Raw genomic sequence first — 971 nt, 5'->3', positions numbered from 1 at the left:
TTTTACCCAGCTTGAGTGTAGCCATTGTTATGGGTTGCCGCTTTATTCTTTTCACCGTTTCAAAAAAAGGGCCCATTTCAAATTCTGGACTAACCAAAAGGCGGCTATTCAATTCTTTTCAACTGATTTCAATTCCTTGATTTTCAGTTGATTCAGTTTCAAAATCTTGATTCTTCAATTTGATCTTCTTGAATCTAAAATCAACCAAAAATCGGACAATAATCAATCTGGTTCAGGATTCAGGCCTCAATTTCCAGAAGATTCAACCTGATTTTTGATCTCTTCAATTTACTGGATTCAATCTCCTAAATTCATCAAAATCAGTTTCAGGTTCTCCAAATCTTGAGTTTTTGATCTCTGAACTTAGATTGTCAAATTGATTCAATCAACGTTCTCCGTTTCAAAATCTCCAGATTCCCAAATTCTGTTTTTGGACGAAATTCAAATTCTTGATTTCTATTTCAAAAGCCGCCTAAACTCAAACTCCTTCTGAAAAAACCAATCTCATTTTTCAAGATGGGCCCGGCTAATCTTAAGAATCCAAATTTTTCGTTTTCTATCCGATTCACCGTAAAAAATACAATACTCGACAGGACCTTTACCCGCCTTTCAAAATTTCATTTACCCGATTTGGAACTCAAGTTCTTGATTTCCGGATAATTCCCAATTCTGAGTTTTCATTCTTGAGGCGGGACAATTCATATTTTCAATTCCATAGAATGCCAATTCTCATGCGGTACCCCATAACGGGAACGTGCAGCCGCAGTACGTAGCGCAGCGGAGTATTGTCGGCTGCACTGCGTTGGGTGCAGGGCGGGTTGGCTATGAGCCCGAGACATTGCCGCACATAAGAGCCCTTAGGCGAGGATGTGCGCAGTGCCGGGCGGGCGGGTGGCTCCCCCCGGTAGGGCTTGCACCCAACGGCCCGGGCTACACGCAGGCCGGGATTCCTGAAATTAATCTTTTCATCC

The 971-nt window shown here is 42.1% G+C and carries 1 protein-coding gene; it reads right to left on the bottom strand.

The genetic code is table 11. From position 1 onward, the window contains the following. Positions 1-706: 706 nt before the first annotated feature. The coding region (locus tag IX84_RS33670) for a hypothetical protein (RefSeq protein WP_044230330.1) at positions 707-971 on the bottom strand (265 nt) is incomplete at its 5' end.

It is taken from the genome of Phaeodactylibacter xiamenensis, from assembly GCF_000759025.1.
In the GTDB taxonomy this organism is placed as follows: Bacteria; Bacteroidota; Bacteroidia; order Chitinophagales; family Saprospiraceae; genus Phaeodactylibacter; species Phaeodactylibacter xiamenensis.
The sequence above is the reverse complement of the archived record's forward strand: the minus strand, read 5'-3'. Positions and strand labels throughout refer to the sequence as shown.